The organism is Enterococcus sp. DIV0755f (assembly GCF_051713725.1).
GTDB lineage: Bacteria > Bacillota > Bacilli > Lactobacillales > Enterococcaceae > Enterococcus_D > Enterococcus_D casseliflavus.
On sequence record NZ_JBIOQL010000001.1, the window covers coordinates 2192985 to 2212043 of the forward strand.

A 19059-nucleotide genomic window follows, 5' to 3' on the forward strand; every position below is an offset into this window, starting at 1 on the left:
CTTAGTAATCTTACTTATAAGATTCGCTAAAAAAAGAGGGATGGATGAAATTTATAGATATTGTTTTACTGGCGCAAATGTTTTTCGATGAATAGGACAGATTCCGTGGGCAGCTAGCCCTTCTAAATGGACTTTGGTTCCATACCCAGCATTTTGATCAAACCCATAAAAAGGATAGACTTCATGAAAATCTTTCATTAAGTTGTCTCGATATACCTTGGCGATGATACTTGCTGCGGCAATGGAAATGGAACGGGCATCTCCTTTGATCAAGCTTTGTTGATGGATTTCCGTATCGATCGTCATCGCATCGATCAGTAAATACTCGGGCTTGACTGCTAAGTCGATCAAGGCTTCTTTCATTGCTAGACGACTGGCTTGATAGATATTGATCCGATCGATCTCTTCTGGACTGACCACACCGATACCGACAGCAACGGCTTTGTTTTGAATTTCGATAAACAGCTCTTCTCTTTTCTTGGCAGAAAGCTGTTTGGAATCATTTAGACCTAAGATCTGACATTCCTTAGGCAAGATGACCGCAGCTGACACAACGGGTCCTGCTAATGGTCCGCGCCCCACTTCATCTAAACCAGCAATAAAACGGGCGCCTTGCTGAAATGCTTCGTTTTCAAAACGCATCATTTCTTCGTATTTTTCCTGCAATAGCTGGTGTTTCACTCGCTGTTTCTCGTATTGTTGCAGCAGCTTTTGGACCCCCGCTCGTTCATCTGCTTGCAGCGCCTGCAAATACGCTTGGTCATTGAAAGCTGGATCAAATAATCGCTCTTTGATTGTCTTAATCGGTTGTTTCATCTTGGCTTTCCATTTCCTCCACTCGATCTAGTGTATATCGGCCCAATTTCCCTTGCCGAATGTCGAAGACAACGAGTTCGCTTCCTCGATCGTAATTGTCTTTATAGCCACGTTTTTCCGTGATTTTCATCAACAGATCGGGCGCTAACAACGCCTCTTCTTCCGCTTTTAGTTGGTAACGATTCGCGATTCTTTCAGGATAATAGCGGGCAAAAAAATCAAGACCATACAATGCAATATCATCCAAATGGATCAGCTGGTCTTTGATCGCTCCGGTCAATGCCAACTTCTTGCCGATCTCAGGATCTTCAAATTTTGGCCATAAGATCCCAGGCGTATCTAGAAGCTCTAGATCAGTCCCAAAACGCAGCCATTGCTGCCCTTTCGTCACGCCGGGTTTATTGCCCGTCTGAGCGATTTTCTTCCCTACTAAGCGGTTCATCAAGGTCGATTTTCCGACATTCGGGATGCCGATCACCATTGCTCGAATCGCACGAGGCTTCAAGCCTCTCGCTTTGTCGCGAGCAATTTTTTCCTTCAAGACTTGTTTTGCTGTAGGAACAATGGCTTTAACCCCTTGATTGTCTTGGGCGTTGATTGCCAGTGCTAGATAGCCTTGTGCTTGGAAATAATGCTCCCATTTTTTGGTTTGAACGGGATCTGCGAGATCCGCTTTATTGATCAAGATCAATCGTGGTTTTTGTTGTAATAATTGATCTAACATGGGATTGCGGGATGAAATCGGCAAGCGTGCGTCCACGAGTTCAAAAACGATATCCACGAACTTTAATTTTTCACTTACTTCACGTCTGGCTTTCGCCATATGGCCTGGAAACCATTGAATGGTCATTTGAACGTTTTCCTCCTTGGTACTTCTTCGAATTGATAAAAAAGACAGTCGTTTTTATATTCGTGTAGTCTATAGGTGACAAGAACGAAGGCTACTTGCTTTTTTTGAGTCAGAGAATCCCATCAGTGCAGCAAACTAGCTGAACTGTTTGCGGATCAAAGTTCTTTTTCCAACCTGATGCATAGGAAAAGCTTCGAGCGCGTTTGTTTCAACGCTCCTTGACTTTTAATTTTGGGGAAGTGGTTGAATGAAGCATCCTTACCGCTTTATTTTGGTTTTTCCTAACACACTCACAATAGTCTGACTGCTTTTTTGCTATCTTTTATCTTAGTTATTGTACCATATTTCACACGACATGTTTCATTCTGACTAAGGTTAAAAAGTCATTTTCTTCTACTTAGTGAGAAAAACAAACGATCCTTACTTTTCATCAATGGAAGTATTCGAATGAAGACGTTTTTTCCGCTGAATCCTATTACTAATCAACAAGAGGAGGATAAGAACAGTGATCACGCCTAGCATCAATCCTACTTTTTGTTGCTGTGCTTTTTTGGCGGCGGCTGTTTCTTTTTCTTCAACATAAGGAATTCTTTTGCCCCGTACCAATAAACGATGGCTATTGACCATATAGGGGGTACAGGTCAACAGCGTGACGTAATCGCTGCCTCTCACAATTTTTAATGCCTGAGTATCATCAGGGTCGACCGTTTTTATCTGATCTACTTGATACGCCAATGTATCATCAAACGTTTCGATATAAAACTCATCACCGATCTGCAACTTAGGCAGATCAGTAAAGAGCGTTGCACTCGTTAACCCACGGTGCCCACAAAGAACCGCATGGGTATCTTCACCACCTATTGGATACGAAGCGCCCTCCAATAATGTTGCGCCTCTTTTTAACAACGTATCGGTGGTTTGATCAAAAATCGGGAGAGCGACACCAATCACGGGGATCTTTAAGACGCCGATCGTATGTCGTTCATAGTAATCAGGTGTATCAACTGATTCTGAGTCCCTTGTTTCTGATAAATCTTGCGTTTCTTTGATTCCAGGATTGCTGGGCTGCTGTGCTAGCTCTTGATTTGCTCGTTCCAACTGGTTCCTTTTTTGTTGTTTTTCTATTTCACTCATTTTTTTGGCTTGGCTTTGGTAGTAACTGATCAACTGTTGATCCAAAAACGTGTTGAGCTGATTACTTACAAAAGGATAACTGATGATCAAAACCCCTAGCAGCAGCAGAACACCCATCAGAAAATCCAACAAAGTTACTTTTCTAGTTGGTGCTTTTACGCTATTTCTTCGTCTGATACTCATCGTGCTTTTTCATCTCATTTACTTATCCTTTTCGTTTTACAAAATAACCCCCTGCTAAACCAACGATCACCAGTCCGATTACGCCCATTAAATACGTGCCGACACCACCAGTTGCTGGTAAGGTTCCTTTGCGGCGGTTAGGAACTTTTTCGGGCTCTCCCAATTGCTCTTTCGTTCCATAAGACGTTTCATGGACTTCAAAAGCGATGCGATTTGTTAGCAGCACGTAATTTTTCGGTGCTTTTACTTCTTCCAAATAGTACGTGCCAAATTTCAACCCGATGATATCAACCAATCCATCTGTACCTGTGGTAAATTTCGTCGCTTCATCCGCTGTTTGCACCCAAGATACCCGTTTGGTTCCCTCTTCGATTTTCAAGTAGTTGGCATCATCACGGTCTTGATCTCGTACAACAAAAACTGCATCTGCCAGCGCTTCGGTAGCGGTCACAGCCCCATCGACTTTTAAGAAGCGTTTGCCCCCTGTCAAAACTTCCACGCTTGGCGGCGTTTGATCCGTCATGAAATCTGTTTCTACATTTGCTTCATTCTTAAAGCCATTGATAGGCATAGCCTGTTCATTTAAATACATATAATACACAAAGCGCAATTGATTTCCTGGCGTTAATTGCGGCACAAATTCTGGATTGATGGTTACCGTAAAGCCATGCTCTTTTTCCGCTACTTGATAGTTCGTTGAATCGATTTTCTTTTCTCCATCATACAACGCATAGCCAGTTTCTCCCTCTGCTGTGTTTTCAAAAGTCAACGCTGGATCGTGCGCATCGATCAATTGGAAATGTTTGTATTTGTTTTCTGCTCCTACTTTGTCTTGGATACCTAATGGGATATTGACCGTTAGGTGATATTGAATTCTTTCGCCGATTCCCACGTCTTTGCCGTCTAATTGTGGTGTTGTTTTGGTAACATTTGTCGTGTCATTCTTGACTGTTAACTCAACCGTGACGTCATTGCCTGCTGCGATCGAAAAATCCTTGATGGTTTCTTGCTCGATCAAGGCGGCTTGACTTGGGGCTTTCGTTTCCTCTAATTGATAGGTGCCTGCTTCTAACTGCTCAACTTTTAACTGTCCTTTTTGGTTTTCTTCAACATCGATGGTCGTTTCTCCAGCAGCATATTGTTTACCTGTTAAAAAGCGGTACGCTGCTTGTTTGTCAGTCGTCCACGTATAAAGTCCATCGGCTGCACTTAAAATATATTTCTTGGTCTGTTGGTTTCCTTCTTGCTTTGAGATGACAAATTCCGCATCATTCAGTGGTTCGTTTTCCCCCGTTCCTCGTTTATTCACAAGGAGCGTTCCTTCATTTGTGACAGTATTTTTGGGATAAAGATGAATCGTGTCTAATTCTTCTTCCCCGTAAGCATACGACCCGTCTGCTTGTTGGATCATTTCGTAAACAGGAAAGGCGATCACCATGTTCTCAGCAGTGGTAACACCGTCTTTAGGGTCTTCTACAATGGTGTAAACTGCATCCCGATCGGCTTGTTTTTTCGGCAATTCAAAAACCAAATCACCGGCTGCATCTGTTTTCCCGCTAGCTACAGGGGAACCAGGCGTCAAGGTTTGGACTTGACGCTTCGCTTCTTCAACGGATGCCCCTGCAGATCGTTTTTCATAAAATGCTGTGGTCACATCATAGACAGAAAAAGTGACATCGGCTAAGCCTTGGTATTGATCAAACTCTGCCATCTCAGTCCCACTATTTTGAATCAATGAACCTGGCAGAATGACCATTTTCTTTTTATGCAGATGGACCTGTGCCAAATTGCTCTCTGCGGATACTTGCTGATTTTTCGTTCCAAAAAAGACAAATGGCAGAAGTAAAAATAGGAGACAAACCATTTTCGTATGATTAAAAATCTTTTTCATTGTTCTTTCCTCTCTTCTATGTTTGATATGTTTGATATTTTCGTTTATTTCACGAATGGTCAAATTACTTTGATGAAGGCTTATCTTTGCGCGTAACGTACAGATAGCTACCTGTTAAAAGGACTAGTAGACCTGCTGAAAGAATCGCCAGCCACCCATGCCAATTCCCTCCTGTTTCAGGAAGAGACACTTTTACTTGATTGGTGACGATCAATTCTATTTGATTGTTCTTTTCTCCAGAAACAAGAAGATTCGGCTGCAATTTTTCGTCAATCAAGACACTGCCATCCTCTTCGATCCTGATTTTCACAGGTGCTGTTAAACCAGCATAGCCTGTAGGCGTAACAATTTCTTCTAAGGTATAGCTGCCTGGTGTTAGATCATGGAAATGAAATACCGCTAGCGATTCTTGGAATTCTGGTAATTCTATCGTCTGACCGTTTCCGCTTAAGCGGAATTTGGCTCCCTCAAGCGCTTGTCCCAGTTCATCCTGTTTATTGACAACCAAATCAAAAGGTTTTAACCGATTGCCATGGGTAAGAGTCCAACAGTCGGCATCTGCAGCGACGTTTTCCCCTTGATACTGGATCTTTCCGTCTGAACCAACGACAAACTCATAATCACCAGCAATCGTATCGTATCCAAGCGGACCGGCTGTTTCTGAGATGCGATAAGCGCCCGGCTCAAGGATCGTAAATTCAGCCATCCCCACATCATTCGATGTTTCTGAGGCAATTTCTTGATAATCCCCCGCTGCTGTTTTTTGTTGCAGAGAAAAGACAGCCCCAGCTAGCAGTACTTGCTGCTCTTTTTGTACCGTATATTTTCGAATAGCAACTGGAATTTCTGTAAACGGATTGGTGATCTCCAGCGTAATCGTATGATCGTCCACTGTGACGGGTTGCCCATCGATCGTCGTATTCCCTTGCGCATCGATATGGATTAGCCACTCTGTCTGCTTAGACAAATGATGTCCCGCCGGTGCAGTGACTTCCTCCAAACGATAGGTCTGATCTTTTTGCAACACAGTATCTGCTGGCAGCTCATACGTTCCATCCCCTTGGTCCACAAGGATCACTGTCTCTCCTGCCCCCGTTAATTCAAAAACGGCACCTGTCAGCTTCACCTCTCCTACAGCGGATTTTTTGATCAGGTTTAATGCCAAGGGCACAAACGCCTTTGTGTTTTTCCATGTATAAGCGTCCACTTTTGTCGCTTCATAACCTGCCACTGCTCGCTCATTTGTGACTTGATAATCAAAAGTTTCTCCTTGATTGTTATACAGCGGCAGTAAACGGGTTTCTTCGTACTCCGGCCCATCCTTTTCAGAAAGCGCGTAAACCTTGCTTCGTTCCCAAGTTGTCTGGTCTTGGGCATCGGTCTCAGTAAGTTTGAGATACCCTGTTTGCCAGCTTTTCTCATTGCTGACAGGACTCCTGCTTATTTCAAAATAGATCGTTTCAGGACGACTGGAGGTATCGCCATCGTATTCTTCCCAGTGCTTTTTGATCGTCACCTCCTTCCCAGGTGCTTTGGCGGATGGCACACCAAACAATGCCTTTTGATCGGACTGATGATTCGGATAAAATACCGTTTCGCCATTCATTTGATACCAAGTATCTGGTTTAAAATCCGCTGCTTCTGTTTGAATCCGCACTTGATAATGAATTTGCAGTTCTTGTCCTTCGCCTAAATAAAGACCAGAAGCATGGATTGTATTGTCAGACATCGAAATGTCAGGCTGCACCGTTAGAGCAGTCGACCCGACACTCTTGGCAGACAAGCTATTTTCTTCGTAGACAAATGGCTGCGAAATGGGGTCAGTAATCTCGCCATCGGTGACTGTTGCCGAAATGTGAAGGGCTTTTTTCTCGAGATAGTCGGCAATATCCGCTGCTTCATTGGCTGACTCATAATAAAGATGGCCATCTTCATCAGCAGAAACCATCTGTCTCATTTTTTTCTCGACATCAGCCTTTGTATACCCAGCGGTTTGATCTCCTTGCAGTTGAATCCCCAACCCATGAATCTCGATGCCGCGTTCTTTTAACGCCATCGCTTCACCAATCGTGGCGATAAAGGTATTGTTGATCCATTTATAATTGTTCTGTTGATCAAACGCAAAATAGCCATTGTAGAGAAACGATGTATTCATCGGCTGGTCTTGAGTAAGAGAAAAGGCGGTTCCATAATAACTGCCGTCTGCCTGGGTATGCACTTTAGACACATGATAACTGTAAGTAGGAACGCCATCCGTTAGCAAAACGATGACTTTCTTATGTCCATTTTGCGTCGATAGCATATCCCCTGCTTGACGTAGCCCCCTTTGTGTAAAGGTTCCCCCAGCTGCTGTTTCTGGCGTCATCGATCGGATCGTCTCTTTGACTTCAGAAAATTTTCCTAATTGGCAGGTTTTGTTTTGGTAATTGCTGCCATCACTGGAATAACCGACATAGCCCATGTAGACACTATCCTGAATGCCGCTTCCTTCAATTTGATTCAAAAAGCGATCCACGCCTTTTTTCACTTCTGCGATCCGTCCCATCTCATTCATACTGCCTGACCAATCCACTACCAACACGACATCGATGGGATCAATTTGACGTTGAACATTCCCTCGTACATTTAGGTAGACATCAAATAGTCCCGGGGTATTCGTCTCTTTGGCAAATTTTCGTAGCGCGAAATCTGCTTCGTCTCCTACACCACCATATTCAATATATGAATGGGTCAAATTTGCTGGATCGCCATTCCATGTAGTTATGCCGTCCCACGTTTCGCCTGCATCCTTGTTCCCCTGATGATTTAAGACGTTACTGTTTTCATCAGTTTTCCAGTTCGCCGCAGGATACGTCCCGCTTTGGTCTGTCGTATAATCTGGTTCAATCGAAGCAAAAGTTTGCGAAACGGTCGTTTTTTGATAAAGACGTTCTTGTTTAAATGGTTCAATGAGCGTTTCCTCTTCAGAAGCACTTGTCGCCGTTCCTGTCTCGTTTGTCTCTTCCTTCGTTTCTTCGTTCGAAACTTCTTTTGAACTTTCAGTCGACGCTTGCTCCGAGGTCGACTCACTCACGGCTTCTGAAGAGGATCCAGTGCCAGAATTGACTTCTGACGTTTCTGAAGAAGCAGAATTTGTGGCAAGTGGGATTTCAAAAACTGATTCATTCGAAGACAGTAGGTTGTACGATTCTTCACCTTCCTTGTCATATTCTTCAATCTGAATCATCAATTTTAGCTTTTTCGTTTCTTCAGGCAGCTGAAAGATTAGTTCTTGTTCCGTTGGTGTTTGCAAGAAATCTTGGGTTGTAAGCCAAGACTGTGCGGAATCATCCTTGACTTGAGTCATCTCTTCATTGCTTGTTTTTAGTAACAACTGTTCCTTCGTTTCATCGATCGCGTATAGTTGTACCCAGAGACGCTGCTGTTTGTTTTTTTGTGGTAGCTGATAGCATAAAGAAAATTGATGCTCCTCTTGGTGACCAGTCAGTTTGATCTGCTTCGTTTCAGCAATAGTGATCGTATGTTCTTCTTGTGCACTTGCAGTCCCATTTATTTGCAAACTCGAATAAATGAAAAATAATATTCCCCCTAACATACAGAAAATGAAAGAGAACCAGTGGTGTCTCTTTGTCAAAAACATAAAAAGACCTCCTTTCAAAGAATCAAAAATTACAAGCTGATCATACAAGAAAGAAGCAAAAGACACCTCTTTTTTTTATTTTCTGAAAAATAGAACTAATTGGCACACCTGTAGTTATTCATAATGAAAAAAAGTTGGTTATTTTAAAGTTAATTCATTATCGAAATGTTATTTAATAATGTAAAAAAACTATCGTTTTTCACCTGCGATTTCTATTTTTGTTCTTTATGAGACAGTTCTATGAAAAATTTGTCTCAATTTTTCTAAAAAAAAGCAAAAGTTTTGAGACGTGTCTTTACACCGTTATATAAATACGTTATTAATAAAACAAGAAGGTGATCATTTGATTGAAAAAATACTCTTAGATACCCGAGCGTTAGACAAAATCGGACTCTACGGAAAACTATTATCAATTGCTCCGGGTGAATACAACCTAGAGTTCGTGAAAAATCTGACCCACTTAAGTACAACACGATTGAAAAGTTTACTTTCCTCGATCCAACTCGACTTGCAAAACCTCTCCCCAGTAAATCTTTCATTACATAAAAACACCCTGAATCTTCCTAAAAATTTGATTGAATACAACCAATATCAGCAATTTTTAGCGCAAGAAAGCATTTCTTACAAATTATTGTTAAGCATCTTGACCAATCAAGATGAAAATTTACTGGCATTTTGCCAAAGAAACTATATCAGTCGTTCGACTTGCTTTCGGCAAACAAAGAAGCTGCAAGACCATTTGAAAGAATTCAACGTGACGTTAAATCAGTCCGCTATGGCACTTACAGGTTCGGAGATGGTAATTCGCATCTTATTGTTTAATTTTATCTGGCACATTTCTTTAGGAGATAGTTTGGCGAGGGCATTTGATCAAGAGATCGAAGAGCTTTTTGTGACTTACGAAGGAACGAAGTACAAAAGCAAGTATGAGATTGGCAAAAAAGAAGCCTTGCTTCATTGCAAAATCTGTCTATTTCGTATCAAGAATGGCCACGCGACAAATCTTTATCAGTTAACGAACCAGTCCTTTATTCCCAGTGGTGAAAATCTTGATTTCTTTTCAGCTTTTTTTGAAATCATTGATTCAGCGATAGATATTCTTGAGATCAATGCTTTGTTTTTCCTTTTTTATTACTGGCCGATGCTAACTTCAGCAGCAGACGTGCGCCTTCCGATCATTCAAGACTGTTACAAGCATGAAAAATCGGAGTTAAAGGAACTGATGGCTGAATTTGAAGCACACTGCCAAAAATTTCTCTGTGATTTTGATTTCGACCATCAATCGTTTCTTTATATGAATACATATCTTACATTGCTGAAGTTCTGCATATTCAAGCAAAAAGTTCCTCTTTTAAATTTTTTTGAAGCTACTATAATCAAAGATAAGTACCCATTACATACGATTTTGACAAATACGATTCAGAGCTTTTGGCGTAAAATAGCAAACCGCAAAGGCTACGAGTGGTTAAAAGCCTGTTATACGGATCTTGCTTTTTATCAAGCGTGTTTGCTTTACCCCATTTACATCGAAAAGGAACAGAAATATAAGCTTAAAGTTGCTTTTGTCTATGTATCCAATTACTTGGTCTCAATGGAAGTGTTTAATATATGTGAACGATTGCCCTATGTTGAAATTGAACGGATCACGCTGCCAACAGAGGAACCTTTTGACTTTTATATTCTGAGTTCCCCACAGCTTTTACCTCCTTTTACAACTGAGGAAAACACGGCGATCATTGATTTTTGCCGTTACCGTGATTTTGAAACGAATTTGTGTCAGAAACTTTTGGCTGCTTTTAATGAAAAAATAAAAAGAATAACTGCCAATAGCGCCTAAGTCCACCCTTTTCTCGATACAAACCACATCCTTTTGAAAAAGGATCATTGCTATACAACATCCCCCCTTGGAATCAACAGATGATTCCAAGGGGGGATGTTTAGTTAGGAACATTCTATTTTTCTCAGTCTAAATCAGCCGAATATGAGTCAATGGATAATAAACAAAGCGGGCATTGCCTAAAATCGCATCGCCTGATATAGGACCAAAGGAGCGGCTATCTTTAGAGGCACGTCGATTATCACCAATGACAAAATAACTGTCTTTGCCTAATTTCTCCACGCCCAATAAAGATTCCAAATCAAAATCATTGGTATAAGAGGCAGACTCATGATCGTTGCTGCGGTTTTTCACTAGAAAATCTTCATCTACCGGTTCATCATCAATGTAAAGCTGATCATTGACATATTTCACCGACTCACCCGGCAAGCCAATCACCCGCTTGATATAGGTCGAACCATCTGGCAGCTGGAAAACAACGACATCAAAACGCTGGATCGGTGAAATCTTTTCGATGACTACCATATCTCCTTGTTGCAACGTTCCTTCCATGGAGTTCCCTTCAACAGGAACCGGAATCAGTAAAAATGCCCGAATCAAGAAGGCTGTTGCAAAGGCGATCAAGGCATATTTCACAACTAGCCAAAAACGATCGATCCACTGTTTCTTGGCATTCACAAATCTACCTCCTCTCCGATTTATTCCTTACTTATTTTTCTGAAAGCAAGGACAGTGCTTTTAAGTACGCTGGGTCCTCTGCTTTGAGTTTTTCTGCTACTTCTTTTTCAATTGCTTGGGCAGTGTCGGCATCGACTTCACCAGTTGCCTTTAGGTCATGAGCTTCTTGGAAGGCTTTCACAGCTGCAGTCGTCTCGTCATTGAAGGTATCGCCACTCGTGGCATACCCTAACGCTTTAAGAAATTGATTCAGATTGTTGACAGCCGTTGACGATTGTCCAGCTTTTAAGGCATTATCACGCGGTAATGGCGGGAAATACGCATATTCTGGATAATCCTCTTCATAGTCCGGCATCACACCTTGATCGTTGACCCAATTTTCATTCGGTGTCAGCCATTTCATGACCGTCATTTTTAATTCACTATTATCCCCCAGATCCTTCACATTTTGAACGGTCCCCTTACCAAAGGTTTCCGTACCAACGACCGGGATATCCGCTGATTCTTGCAAGGCTGCGGCAAAAATCTCAGCTGCGGAGGCACTGCCGCCGTCGACTAAAACAACGACTGGCTCTGTGACTTTGAATCCTTCATCCAATGCTTCGCTCGCTTTGGTCTCACTGACAACCCCTTGATTGTTGGCAAACTTCACGATCGTTTGGCCGTTTTCTAAAAACATACTTGCCATGATCTGGACTTGATCCAGCAATCCACCAGGATTTTGTCTTAGATCAAGAACAAACGACTTCGCACCCTCTTCCCGCAACTCGGTGATCGTTTCTTTCAACTCAGCTGCTGTGTTTTCGGCAAAGGAGGTAATATCAATTCGACCAATCGTATCATCATTTTCAACCAGTTCACCATGGACCGTTTCGATTGGGATCACGTCCCGAGTGATTTCCACATCAAAGGTATCTGCTCCACGCTGAATCGTTAAGGTCACCTGCGTGCCTTTTTCCCCTCGAATCTTACTCACGACTTCAGACAATTCCTGTCCTTGCGTATCTTCCCCATCAACTTTGACGATTCGATCATTCATGCGCAGACCACTTTTTTCTGCAGGGGTGTTTTTGATTGGCGCTTGTGCGACCTCGGGATAGTCTTCCACGATCGACAAAGTAGCACCGATCCCTTCAAAACTTCCTGAGAGGGACTGATCCAAGTTATCCGCATCTGATTGGTTTAGATACGTCGTGTAAGGATCGTCAAGCGCATCGGTCATCCCTTGAAGAGCACCCTCAATCAATGCATCCTCATCGACTTCTTGGTAATAATTCGCAAGGATCTGGTCATACAACGACTGGATTTTCTCCATCCCGCTGGCTTCTGTCGTCGTTTCTGTCGCCGGCTGTGTCGTCTGCTGATTTTGCTGGGCTGTTTGCCATAAGTAGACACCGCCTCCCGACAAAATCGCGACACAGACAAGAGAAACGATATATCGGCTTGTCGTTACATTTTTCATTCACAACACCTCTCTGAGAAAAAACAACTTCGTTCTGAGCATTTATGCAGGCAAAACGAAGGACGTTTTTATTTGTTATTTTCGAGATACTCTGCCCAGATACGATCAAAAATATCCATGGATGGCAAATAATCAACGTTTAGTTCCAGATAAGAAGAGACTTCATCATAATCATCACTGTGCTTTGGAAACTGAATATCATGACTCGCATGAGTGGCAAAGATCTGAGCCTCATCAGTATGACTCGGACCTTTGACTGCCATTAAATAGCTATAAAAACTTTTACGCATGTTCTTACTCCCAATGATCTTCTAAAAAGGCTGCTCGACGAGCATGATTGCGAGCAAAATTTTCAGGATTCTTTTTGTAGTACTCTTGATGTTCTTCTTCCGCTAAATAAAAGGGTTGCGCTGGTTCGATCGTAGTCACGATCGGATCGGTAAAGCGACCGGAAGCCTGAAGTGCTGCTTTGCTGGCTTCGGCTTTTTTTCGCTGCTCTTCGTTAAAATAGAAGATAACCGGACGATAATTGTCGCCGCGATCTTCAAATTGGCCAAAAGCATCGGTTGGATCTGTTTGCTGCCAATAAATCGTCAAGAGCTCCTCAAAACTGATTTTTTCTGGGTCGAAAATGATTTCTACTGCTTCGGTATGCCCTGTTTGATGGCTTTTGACTTCTTCATAGGTTGGATTTTCGGTATGTCCTGCGGTATAGCCAGAAAAAATCGAATGCACCCCTTCGAGTTCATCAAAGGGCTGGATCATACACCAGAAACACCCACCTGCAAAAATTGCTCGTTCCATTATTCATCCTCCGTTTCAGCTGGTAAATATAAGCTCATTTGAATTTCATCATCTACAAGATTGATTTTGTTTGCCTTGATGAACAATCCGTTTTGCATGCGGAATTGATCCAATCGTATCAGTATAATTTGTTCATCGGCATTGACATCGATCCATTCGGGAAATTTAAAACTACGTTTGATCATTTTCATTACTTCACTGGTGGGCAAATCCAAGGTGCCAATCGATAAACTTTTGGCTTTTAATTGGACATTGCCTTCTTCTGTCACATAAGGATCAAAATAGAGATAAAACGTGATAGGAAACCCTAATACTTGAAACTCGCCTGTTAAGAGTGCTTCGTTTCTCAGCTCAAAATTATATTTTACCTCTTGATCCTTTTGAAAATCAGATAGATAAAAATCAATCAATTGATTGACTTGGCTTTTGTTGCTGTTAACGGTCAGAACAGGACTGCCCTCCCGTTGAACAAGTTCAGCACTTTCATTTAAGCCAGTTTCTCGCTGCTGAAAAATTCTTGAAGCAAAGAAAACCGTTGTCCCCAAAAGGATGCCGACCAGAACTAGAAAAGCAATTTTCCAGTAGTTGATCGATTTTTTAGTGCTTGCAGCTGTTTTTTCCAGCTGCTTCTTTGATTCGCTTGGTTTCATTTTGCTTCCTCCTCTAGCAACCAATAGTTTTGTGTTTTGATCACTTCATCGCGAACGGCATTCGCCATCAGTTGATACCCAAGATTATTGGGATGGAAGCGGTCGCCTTCATACAAAACATTGTTGGTGATATTATTCCCGACAGCTTGCGATGAGTCGGTAGTCGCCGACGTGCTGCTTTGTGTCTCATCAGCATTTGGCGCCGATGACTCAGGTAAACTTCCAGTGTCGGTTGTTTGTGTTGTTTCCTCAGTTGCGTCTTCTTCTGTATCCGCAATACCGACCTCATCACTTAACCCTTTATAGAGCAAATCGTTGATAGGAATAAAAAAGGCATTTTCTTGCTGATTGACGAACGTTTCCGTCTGTTTATTCCAGTTATCAATGATCGTCTGCATGTCGGTGATTTCTGGAAAGTTCAGATAAAATGGATTGTAAATACCCAAAACATAGATTGGGGCATCGCTATTTAGTTCACGGATTTGAGCGAATAAATCTTTTAAGCGTTCATTATATTCTGCCATCGGTTCCGTAAACGTCTCGATACTCAGACCGAAGAAATTGCTTTGGATCACTTTTAAGACGTCATTTCCGCCGACGGTCAAAGTAATCAGGTCCGCTTGACTAAGGTCTTGGCGCAAGTCTTCATCATTTTTGACTCGTTTTAAAATCTGGTCGCTTCGTTCACCAGCGACCCCATAATTTTTGGTTACTAAATTGCTCAGATCATAGCGGTCCTCTAGATCTCCTGCCAAAATAGGCACAAAGCCGCCCCGAGCTGTTTCATCCCCAACACCCTCTGTCAATGAATCCCCAAGTGCGAGGTATTCAATGGCGGATTTTTTCGAATCATTGGCTGCTAGCTTATCCACAGGGGTCAGCAGTGGTTGCGCTTTGGGAACAGCTAAATGAAACAGTACACCCGTTCCAACGGCTATCAGTCCCACAACGATCAAATAAGTTACTAATTTCTTCCATTTCACAGGTATTCAAACTCCTTTGTAATCTTTGCTATTTTAACAAAATTCTCATAAAATTCCTAGTCGCAATCCTTCAAACTTAAGAAAGAAAACAGCTCCCTACTCTCTGAATAGACAAAGAATCGCAGCTTCATTCTGCTTTTTCTTCCTTTCAGCTTTTCATACACCAAAAAGCGATTCGTCGTCAAACGAATCGCTGAAAGGAAGCACCTTTTTTATTCCGTACTGTAAGTGATCGCAAACGCACCTCTACCTGTATGAGTGGCGATGATCGGTGTTGTGTGAAGCAATGGGATCTCCAAGTCAGGAAACAATTCTGCTAGTTCTTTTTGGAAACGTTCCGTGATTTCTAACCCTTCTGCATGAGAAATACCAATTTTCGTCACTTTTGGCATATTCTTCAATTCTGCTTTTAATTCCTCAAACCATTTATTGAACGTCTTGACGCCGCGTCCCTTGACGACTGGAATCAGTTCTGAATGATCAAAATCCATGATCACTTTCATGTTCAGTAAGCTCGATAAAAGACCTTTGGCACGACTGATGCGCCCACCTTTTACTAAGTTTTCTAACGTTGAAACGCCGATAAATAATTTCGTATGCTCACGCACCAGATCCACTTCTGGTAAAACTTCTTCTAATGTCTTACCGGCTTTAGCCAATTCTGCTGCCCGAATCACTTGAAAAGCCAACGCTTGGTCTGTCGTGTCGCTATCGATCACGGTGACTTTCGCTTTTGATAAATGACTGGCTTGACGAGCCGCTTCCACAGTGCCACTAAGACCTTTGGTCATATGGATCGATAGTATTTCACTGCCATCTTTGCCTAATTCGTCATACAGTTCTACAAAATGACCAATCGGCGGCTGACTAGTTTTAGGTAACTCTTTGGCTTGCGCCATCATTTGCATAAATTTTTCTCCCGGCAGCGTTTCATCATCTGGATAAACGACACCATCGATCATTACAGATAAAGGCACGACATGGATAGCCAAAGCATCACGGACACTTGGTTCCATCGTACTGGAAGAATCTGTCACAATTTTAAGATTTGCCATCATATATTCACTCTCTCTTTAAATCAAGTCTTTTTTCGTGGTAAAATAACCACAGACCATTTATACTAAGTATAACAGAGAGAAAATTTTTTTTCATCTAATTTCGATTCGAAAGGACGGTGCCGAATGCAGCACATGAAGTTTAGTCGCAGATATTTGATCGTCAATGAAGTATTAAATGCAGTAACCCACGGGATCGGATTAGGACTGAGTATCGCAGGATTGGTCATCCTCTTAATCAAGGGGGCAAATCTAGGGTCACCTATCCACATCGTTTCCTATGCCATTTATGGGTCGATGATGATTTTGCTCTTCCTCTTTTCTACCTTATTTCACAGTTTGATTTTTACCAAAGCAAAAAAGGTCTTCCAAGTCTTTGATCATGCCTCCATTTTCTTGCTGATCGCTGGAAGTTATACACCTTTTTGCTTGCTTAGTATCCAAGGCTGGCTTGGCTGGTCACTCTTTGTCTTGATTTGGCTACTAGCAATTAGCGGCATCGTTTATAAGTCACTGACTCTTCATAAAAAAGAGACCGTCTCAAAAATCTCCACCCTGATCTACATCATCATGGGCTGGCTATGTGTTATTGCCTTTAAACCTCTGATCGAACATTTAGGCTACTGGGGAACATTTTTACTAGCAAGCGGTGGTGTTTCTTATACTGTAGGTGCGCTATTCTATAGTTTAAAATCCGTTCGGTTCATGCATGTGGTTTGGCACTTATTCGTTATGTTAGGTGCTGGACTGATGTACTTTTCCGTCTTGTTGTATACCTAAAAATGAAGCACTACTTACAAAAAAAGAACAGGAAACTTTCGCTGCAGAAAGCTTCCTGTTCTTTTATTTTCTACGATAAAATTCAAATTGATGGGGATAATGGTTCTTTTCATCGACGATCCCATCAATCACATGATCAAGTTTCCATTGCGTCCAATCAATCTCTGGGAAATACACATCTCCGTTAAATTCCGCAGCGATCACTGTACGGTACAATTGATCGCAATCGTCAATCATCGCTTCAAAAACACCTGCTCCACCAGTTAAAAAAACGGGATGCTCTTGCTGCTTCACATACGCCAAAATTTCCTCACGGTCATGCATCACTAAGGCGCCGTTGGCTTGATAATCCCGATCACTCGTCAAAACGATCGTCGTACGCTGTGGCAGTAATCTTTTTCCCATGCCTTCAAAGGTTTTGCGCCCCATTATAATCGTATTATTGATGGTTTGCTCTTTAAAAAATTTCAAATCATTCGGCAAATGCCACGGCAGTGTACCATCCGCTCCGATCAACCCCTTTTGATCTTGTGCCCAAAGTGCGATCAACATAAAAATTACATCCCTTCTGTATAAAATGATTCCGAAATAATAGCAGCAACCTGCAGACGCTGCATCAGCTGAAAAGCTGATTCATGCTCAAATGGATCTTTGTTGCGCTCCTCAAAGCGCAAGCCATCACAGGCTTGGTAAACAATTGTGCCGCCGCTTCTTTGGACATTTCGCGGCCATTCCCCATCGTTTAAATGCGCGTTGTTGTTTTTCAGCAAGGTCGGTATCAGGGAGATTGGAAAGAGAGCACTGCCAGCTGCGACATCAACTTCTTCTATTTGAAAGAAGTCAGCAGCGATCTCGTTGATCAAGCGCTCCGTTCTTTGCCACGTTTGCGGATGACTCGCAAACGCCCTTGCAGTTCGTCCTAGGATACAATACGTATTCGCAGGTAAAGGCTTTTTGCTTATTGCCACTAGTTCTTCTGGATAGGTCTGAATCCACGTGACCACGCGATCAAAATCACAAATATGCAGCGAATCCAAAGCTGGCAGGTGGTGCTGGGCAGCAAAAACAAGCCTTCTGCGGGCATCCGCTGCTCCTTTTGCTGGTATAAAAATGGCAGTACACTGCTGATTTGATCGAATGGCTTCCTTTAGCTCTGGCACTGTTTCTTCGGATACGGATAGCCAAACTGCATCATAGTGCTGATGCAAGAACTCGATGACTTGCTCAATGAGCGCTACAGTAATCGATCCAGCATGTCTCTGATGAAAGGTCGCCGCAAAGCCTCGCTTGTGGGTATTTACCATTACGCCTCATTCCTTTCTTTATGAAATGAAACCCAAACAACCACTTAAACTGCGATCGGTGCTTTGATCGTTGGATGCGGATCATACCCTGCCAAGGTAATATCTTCCATTTCAAAATCAAAAATCGACTGTTTTTCAGGATTTAACTGTAAGGTTGGCGCAGGACGTACCGAACGAGTCAACTGTTCCTTCATTTGTTCCATATGATTGCTGTACAGATGAGCATCGCCTAATGTATGGACAAAATCCCCGACTTCTAGTCCAGTTTCATGAGCAATCAGGTGCGTTAATAGCGCATAACTAGCAATATTGAAGGGAACGCCTAAAAAGACATCGCCACTGCGTTGATACAGCTGACAGCTTAAGCGACCCTCATGAACATAAAATTGAAACATTGTGTGACAAGGTGGTAACGCCATCGTCGGTACATCTTCAGGATTCCATGCGGAGACGATCAGACGGCGAGAATCCGGCGTCGTTTTGATCATGTCGATCACTTCTTTGATTTGATCGATAAACCCGCCGGTACTTTTTTCCCAATGGCGCCATTGATACCCATATACATGGCCCAAATCGCCGAAAGTTTCAGCGAAAGCATCATCGGCTAAGATTTTTTCACAAAATAGTTTCAACTCATGTTGATACTGTTCATTGAAAGCTTCATCCACTAATGAACGGCGACCAAAGTCTGTCATATCAGGACCTGTATAAGCCTCACTTTTAATATAGCGTTCAAACGCCCATTCAACCCAAATGTGGTTATTATGTTCCAGCAGGTAGCGGATATTGGTATCTCCCTTTAGAAACCACAATAATTCGCTCTTGATCAAGCCAAAAGGAACTCTTTTTGTTGTCAGCAAAGGAAAGCCTTGGGACAGATCAAAACGCATTTGATGACCAAAGACACTGCGTGTTCCCGTTCCTGTACGATCACTTTTATCATTGCCTTCTGCTAATATTTTTCTTCCTAGATCTAAATATGCTTGTTCCAT

The 19059-nt window shown here is 42.3% G+C and carries 17 protein-coding genes; 2 read left to right on the plus strand and 15 right to left on the minus strand.

What is annotated here, in order from left to right:
• Positions 1-51: 51 nt before the first annotated feature.
• The 5 genes from IGI73_RS09920 to IGI73_RS09940 form a co-directional block, all read right to left on the minus strand.
• The gene (locus IGI73_RS09920) at positions 52-816 is read right to left on the minus strand and encodes a ribonuclease HII (RefSeq protein ID WP_438759201.1); all 765 of its coding nucleotides are present in this window, start codon (positions 814-816) and stop codon (positions 52-54) included.
• Positions 800-1666: a ribosome biogenesis GTPase YlqF gene (gene ylqF, locus IGI73_RS09925; protein ID WP_005229614.1), complete on the minus strand. Its 867-nt coding sequence runs from the start codon at positions 1664-1666 to the stop codon at positions 800-802. Before ylqF ends, IGI73_RS09920 begins: the two co-directional genes overlap by 17 nt.
• Positions 1667-2086: 420 nt before the next feature.
• Positions 2087-2983: a class C sortase gene (locus IGI73_RS09930; RefSeq protein ID WP_413157461.1), complete on the minus strand. Its 897-nt coding sequence runs from the start codon at positions 2981-2983 to the stop codon at positions 2087-2089.
• 22 nt (positions 2984-3005) lie between these two features.
• Positions 3006-4874, minus strand: coding sequence for a SpaH/EbpB family LPXTG-anchored major pilin (locus IGI73_RS09935; protein ID WP_428207117.1), 1869 nt, complete (start codon positions 4872-4874; stop codon positions 3006-3008).
• Between the two features lie 64 nt (positions 4875-4938).
• Positions 4939-8514, minus strand: a complete 3576-nt coding sequence (locus IGI73_RS09940; protein WP_428207116.1) for a SpaA isopeptide-forming pilin-related protein — start codon at positions 8512-8514, stop codon at positions 4939-4941.
• A 343-nt stretch (positions 8515-8857) separates the two neighbouring features.
• Here IGI73_RS09940 and IGI73_RS09945 point away from each other — a divergent pair, with 343 nt between their 5' ends.
• Complete coding sequence (locus IGI73_RS09945) at positions 8858-10351, plus strand: helix-turn-helix domain-containing protein (RefSeq protein WP_428207115.1); 1494 nt, start codon at positions 8858-8860, stop codon at positions 10349-10351.
• 129 nt (positions 10352-10480) lie between these two features.
• On the opposite strand, the gene lepB is transcribed toward IGI73_RS09945, so the two are convergent.
• The 7 genes from lepB to IGI73_RS09980 form a co-directional block, all read right to left on the minus strand.
• Positions 10481-11029, minus strand: coding sequence for a signal peptidase I (gene lepB / locus IGI73_RS09950; protein WP_005229602.1), 549 nt, complete (start codon positions 11027-11029; stop codon positions 10481-10483).
• 31 nt (positions 11030-11060) lie between these two features.
• Positions 11061-12491: a S41 family peptidase gene (locus IGI73_RS09955; protein WP_428207114.1), complete on the minus strand. Its 1431-nt coding sequence runs from the start codon at positions 12489-12491 to the stop codon at positions 11061-11063.
• 68 nt (positions 12492-12559) lie between these two features.
• Entirely contained in the window at positions 12560-12781 is a 222-nt protein-coding gene (locus IGI73_RS09960; protein WP_005229600.1) for a YozE family protein, read from the minus strand.
• 4 nt (positions 12782-12785) lie between these two features.
• Positions 12786-13295 (minus strand): peptide-methionine (S)-S-oxide reductase MsrA, encoded by a 510-nt coding sequence (gene msrA, locus IGI73_RS09965; protein ID WP_284591571.1) that lies wholly within the window; start codon positions 13293-13295, stop codon positions 12786-12788.
• Complete coding sequence (locus IGI73_RS09970; RefSeq protein ID WP_005229598.1) at positions 13295-13945, minus strand: YpmS family protein; 651 nt, start codon at positions 13943-13945, stop codon at positions 13295-13297. The genes msrA and IGI73_RS09970 overlap by 1 nt, the downstream gene beginning before the upstream one ends.
• Complete coding sequence (locus IGI73_RS09975) at positions 13942-14928, minus strand: SGNH/GDSL hydrolase family protein (RefSeq protein WP_010749380.1); 987 nt, start codon at positions 14926-14928, stop codon at positions 13942-13944. Before IGI73_RS09975 ends, IGI73_RS09970 begins: the two co-directional genes overlap by 4 nt.
• 212 nt (positions 14929-15140) lie before the next feature.
• Positions 15141-15983 (minus strand): DegV family protein, encoded by an 843-nt coding sequence (locus IGI73_RS09980; RefSeq protein ID WP_026008095.1) that lies wholly within the window; start codon positions 15981-15983, stop codon positions 15141-15143.
• 126 nt (positions 15984-16109) lie between these two features.
• On the opposite strand from IGI73_RS09980, the gene trhA reads away from it, so the two are divergent.
• The gene (gene trhA / locus IGI73_RS09985; RefSeq protein WP_005229593.1) at positions 16110-16763 is read left to right on the plus strand and encodes a PAQR family membrane homeostasis protein TrhA; all 654 of its coding nucleotides are present in this window, start codon (positions 16110-16112) and stop codon (positions 16761-16763) included.
• Between the two features lie 63 nt (positions 16764-16826).
• Here the strand turns inward: trhA and IGI73_RS09990 are convergent, their stop codons facing one another.
• Genes IGI73_RS09990 through IGI73_RS10000 form a run of 3 tightly spaced genes read right to left on the minus strand, consistent with a single transcriptional unit; the run spans position 16827 to position 19059 of the window.
• Positions 16827-17315, minus strand: a complete 489-nt coding sequence (locus IGI73_RS09990) for a dihydrofolate reductase (RefSeq protein WP_005229592.1) — start codon at positions 17313-17315, stop codon at positions 16827-16829.
• A gap of 5 nt (positions 17316-17320) precedes the next feature.
• Positions 17321-18067 (minus strand): hypothetical protein, encoded by a 747-nt coding sequence (locus tag IGI73_RS09995; protein ID WP_428207112.1) that lies wholly within the window; start codon positions 18065-18067, stop codon positions 17321-17323.
• A 44-nt stretch (positions 18068-18111) separates the two neighbouring features.
• On the minus strand, positions 18112-19059 hold the full coding sequence (locus IGI73_RS10000) for a thymidylate synthase (protein ID WP_428207111.1): 948 nt from the start codon (positions 19057-19059) through the stop codon (positions 18112-18114).

Coding starts and splice junctions, on each gene's coding strand:
- IGI73_RS09935 (WP_428207117.1), bottom strand. CDS start 4,874: ATGAAAAAGATTTTTAATCATACGAAAATGGTTTGTCTCCTATTTTTA.
- IGI73_RS09955 (WP_428207114.1), bottom strand. CDS start 12,491: ATGAAAAATGTAACGACAAGCCGATATATCGTTTCTCTTGTCTGTGTC.
- msrA (WP_284591571.1), bottom strand. CDS start 13,295: ATGGAACGAGCAATTTTTGCAGGTGGGTGTTTCTGGTGTATGATCCAG.
- IGI73_RS09990 (WP_005229592.1), bottom strand. CDS start 17,315: ATGTTGATCGCACTTTGGGCACAAGATCAAAAGGGGTTGATCGGAGCG.
- IGI73_RS09960 (WP_005229600.1), bottom strand. CDS start 12,781: ATGCGTAAAAGTTTTTATAGCTATTTAATGGCAGTCAAAGGTCCGAGT.
- IGI73_RS09980 (WP_026008095.1), bottom strand. CDS start 15,983: ATGGCAAATCTTAAAATTGTGACAGATTCTTCCAGTACGATGGAACCA.
- trhA (WP_005229593.1), top strand. CDS start 16,110: ATGCAGCACATGAAGTTTAGTCGCAGATATTTGATCGTCAATGAAGTA.
- IGI73_RS10000 (WP_428207111.1), bottom strand. CDS start 19,059: ATGGAACAAGCATATTTAGATCTAGGAAGAAAAATATTAGCAGAAGGC.
- IGI73_RS09940 (WP_428207116.1), bottom strand. CDS start 8,514: ATGTTTTTGACAAAGAGACACCACTGGTTCTCTTTCATTTTCTGTATG.
- IGI73_RS09930 (WP_413157461.1), bottom strand. CDS start 2,983: ATGAGTATCAGACGAAGAAATAGCGTAAAAGCACCAACTAGAAAAGTA.
- ylqF (WP_005229614.1), bottom strand. CDS start 1,666: ATGACCATTCAATGGTTTCCAGGCCATATGGCGAAAGCCAGACGTGAA.
- IGI73_RS09970 (WP_005229598.1), bottom strand. CDS start 13,945: ATGAAACCAAGCGAATCAAAGAAGCAGCTGGAAAAAACAGCTGCAAGC.
- IGI73_RS09920 (WP_438759201.1), bottom strand. CDS start 816: ATGAAACAACCGATTAAGACAATCAAAGAGCGATTATTTGATCCAGCT.
- IGI73_RS09995 (WP_428207112.1), bottom strand. CDS start 18,067: ATGGTAAATACCCACAAGCGAGGCTTTGCGGCGACCTTTCATCAGAGA.